General features: G+C 72.2%; 2 protein-coding genes. Both read left to right on the forward strand.

Annotated elements, in window-relative coordinates; all coding sequences use genetic code 11:
• The first annotated feature begins 306 nt into the window (after positions 1 to 306).
• Positions 307 to 984, forward strand: a complete 678-nt coding sequence (locus F0Q45_RS25100) for a WhiB family transcriptional regulator (RefSeq protein WP_149656457.1) — start codon at positions 307 to 309, stop codon at positions 982 to 984.
• Between the two features lie 3 nt (positions 985 to 987).
• Positions 988 to 2,874 (forward strand): hypothetical protein, encoded by a 1,887-nt coding sequence (locus F0Q45_RS25105; protein ID WP_149656458.1) that lies wholly within the window; start codon positions 988 to 990, stop codon positions 2,872 to 2,874.
• The last annotated feature ends 334 nt before the right edge of the window (positions 2,875 to 3,208 follow it).

Raw genomic sequence — 3,208 nt, forward strand, 5'->3', positions numbered from 1 at the left:
GCGGCATCGGCGGCGGTAGCGTTCCTTCGGTGCGGTTCAACCGCGCGGCGTGTCTGCGCGGTTTAACCGCGCACTCATGTCACTGTAGTAACACCCACGTACACCGTCACCACGAGTCACAAGGAGCACACGCCACCCACGCAGAACCTGCTGGCCCGCGTCCAGCACACAACTTCATAGGGCCTTAGACGCAGAAGTCCCCGCCGAAGCGGGGACACCTGCGACCGGAGCTACCGACTCCGGTTATGGCTTCTACCAACAGAAACCAACCTTAGCCAGGCTGGTTTCACGATAGAGGACTGCCTCGTGAACCACAAGAACGACACCGCCCCACCACCCCCGACACCGTGCCTGAGCCATCCCGGCGACTGGGTCGACCCCGCACGGAAAGCCTTCACCCGACGCCAGTGCCTGAGCTGCCCCAGCCTGGGCGGCTGCGCCGAGGACGCCCTGCGCCAACGGCCCAGCTACGGCATGTGGGCCGGGGTCTGGGTCAACGGCGACTTCGCCGCCAAGCGGCCCCTGCTGATCGGGCGCCGCTCGCAGGGCAGCCGTCCCCCGAAATCCCCTGACCCGCAGCCCGATCCGCCGCCGTCACCGCCCATCGCGCCCGCTGTCGGCACGCTGGTCACCGCTCCCCCCGCCCCGGTGGTGGCCGCGCTGATCACCGCCCGCGCCAGCGCCAACTGCGAGATCATGGCCCCGGCCTGCACCTACCGGCAGTCGGCGATCTTCACCCGCCGGCGCCGCCCGCCGCGCACCGCGCTGGCCAGCCCCGCCGACGCCCTGGCCGCCTGCGCCAACTGCATCGAGCTGATCGAACACACCGACCTGCCCACCGCGCGCGACCTGGGCTATCTGGTGGACCCGCGCACCACCACCAGCAGCGTCCCGGTGCTGTGGCGCCAGCACCGCTGGGTCTACCTCGACACCCGGGGCCGGCTGCACCCCACCAGCGGCCCCGAGCTGGTCGAGATCGCCTGAGCCATGCCCACCCGGACCCCGGCCGGTGCACCCACCGGCCCGGCCGGCGCCTGGAAGGCGCTGGCGCATCTGGTCGCGGCCCGGCCCACCGTGCGCCTGTGGAACCCGGCCACGCACAAGTTCGACCGCACCACCGGCCTCACCGGCCGACTGCCCCGCGTGCCCGCCGCGGTGCCGCTGTACCTGCGCGGTCGCACCCAGGTCCTGGCCCTGGACTTCGACACCAAGCGACACGACCAGCACACTGTCGATGCCGACTTCACCCGCGCCCTGACCTGGATCACCGAATGCGGCGGGCTGGCCGTCACCGACCGCTCGGCCAGCGGCGGCCGCCACATCCTGGTGCCCCTGGCCGCCGGCACCGCGGCCACCGCCGCCGAGCTCAGCGCGCTGCTGCGGCTGCTGGAGGCCCGGCTGCCCAGCCTGGACAAGACCCCGATGACCAATCCCGCCACCGGCTGCATCACCGTGCCCGGCTCCCCCTGCCGCGAGGGCGGGTACCGCACCCTGGACGGGGAACTGCGCGCCGCCGTCGAGGTGTTCGCGACACGCTCTGACCCCGCGCTGCTGCCCCGCCTCGGCGTCCTGCTGGGCGCCCTGCACCCCGCCTCTGCCCCCACTCCGGCGCCGCAGGCCCGCGACGCCCTGACCGGCACCGGGGCCCACACCCGGCTGCGCCCCGAATACACCCGCACCGGCGAGCTGCCCGACCGGATCACCGCCTACGCCACCACCGGCCAGCTGCCGCCCGATACCACCTGGGCCAGCCACTCCGAGGCCCGCCAGTCCGTGCTGGCCCACGCCGTGCTGCACGGCCACAGCCTGGCCACCATCGAGGCCCTGATCGCCACGGGCCGGCCCTGGCGGCCAGGCCTGGGCGCCGCCTATGACCGCTACCGCCACCACGCCGGGCCCGCCTTACGCCGCGACGTCGACAAGGCCCTGACGTGGGCCGCGCACACCAGCCCCCTTTTCCGGCCTGTCTGTGCACAAGTCCAAGAACACACACGGGGGGGCAGCCCCGGCCCCGAGCTTCACCGGCGCTGGCTGGCCAACGCGACCGCCTGGGTGGAGCAGGAATACCCCGGTCACCCCTACCGGTGGATCGGGGCCGCGGTGTATCAGGCGCTGGCCGTGCACGCGGTGCGGGCCGGCGAGATCATCAACGGCGTGCCCGTGGTCGGAGTCGGCGGGCGGTCGCTGTCGATCGCCACCGGGCTGCTGAGCGAGACCATCGTGTGGCAGTTCCTGCGCGACACCCGCGATCGGCCCGGCTCTCCCCTGGTCCGCACCCGCGTCGCCCAGGGCCGCCGGCCCGACTACTACGCCTTGACCCGGCAGAACCCGGTGGACACGACGCTGGGGGCCGTCGCGGCGACCCGCGTCGAAGACGTCCACCCGGCCTGGAAAGTGATCGGCCACCGCCACCGCCGTGTCTACGAGCTGATCGTGCATCGCGGGCTGACCGGCCCCCGAGACGTGATCTCGGCCGCCCACGTGGCCACCAGCACCGGATACGACACCCTGGCTGCTCTGGCCACCGCCGGACTCATCACGCGCCGCCGCGGCCACGTCAGCCCCGGCACGGTCACCCTCGACGACATCGCCGCTGCTCACCACCTGGCGGAGTACCGCGCCCAGCGCATCCAACGCCACCAGCGCGAACGCGCCGCCTGGCACGACTGGCTGGAGCTGCGCGAAGCTGCCCGCGACCAGCCCAGCCACGACCAGGCTGCAGGTGGCATGCCGGTGGCCGAACCGAGCGACCCGCACCGACAGGAATACCTGCATGCGGTGCTGGCGACCGGACCACCGAGCATCGACGAGGAACGCCACGCCATCGACCTGCTCGCGGAATTGGTCGGAGCGAGGGTCCTCAGTCAAGCCTGATGACCGGTCGCGTGCTGCGGTTGCGAAGGCCGAGGAGTTTGCCACTTTACCGCGGTAAACCGGGATTCGTCATCGTGGCCGCAGAAGCACCAGTTCAACGGAGTCTGATGCATCCGGAACATCGAGAAGTGGATTTGCTGGCAGGCATCGAGGGCTCAGACCGTGCTGGGGGCCGGTCGGCGTCGGCGCCGCCGTGTTCCCAGGGCCTCCTCGACGAGATTCGACGCGAAATCCTGCGCGGTCAGCAGCACATCGTCACGCTTGGCCTCCAGCCACGCGGCCCGCAGCGCGGTGGCCGTCTCGGAGCGCAGCCGCAGCGTCCGCGGCGCGCCCG

Origin of the sequence: Mycobacterium simiae (assembly GCF_008370645.1) — a bacterium.
GTDB lineage: Bacteria > Actinomycetota > Actinomycetes > Mycobacteriales > Mycobacteriaceae > Mycobacterium > Mycobacterium simiae_A.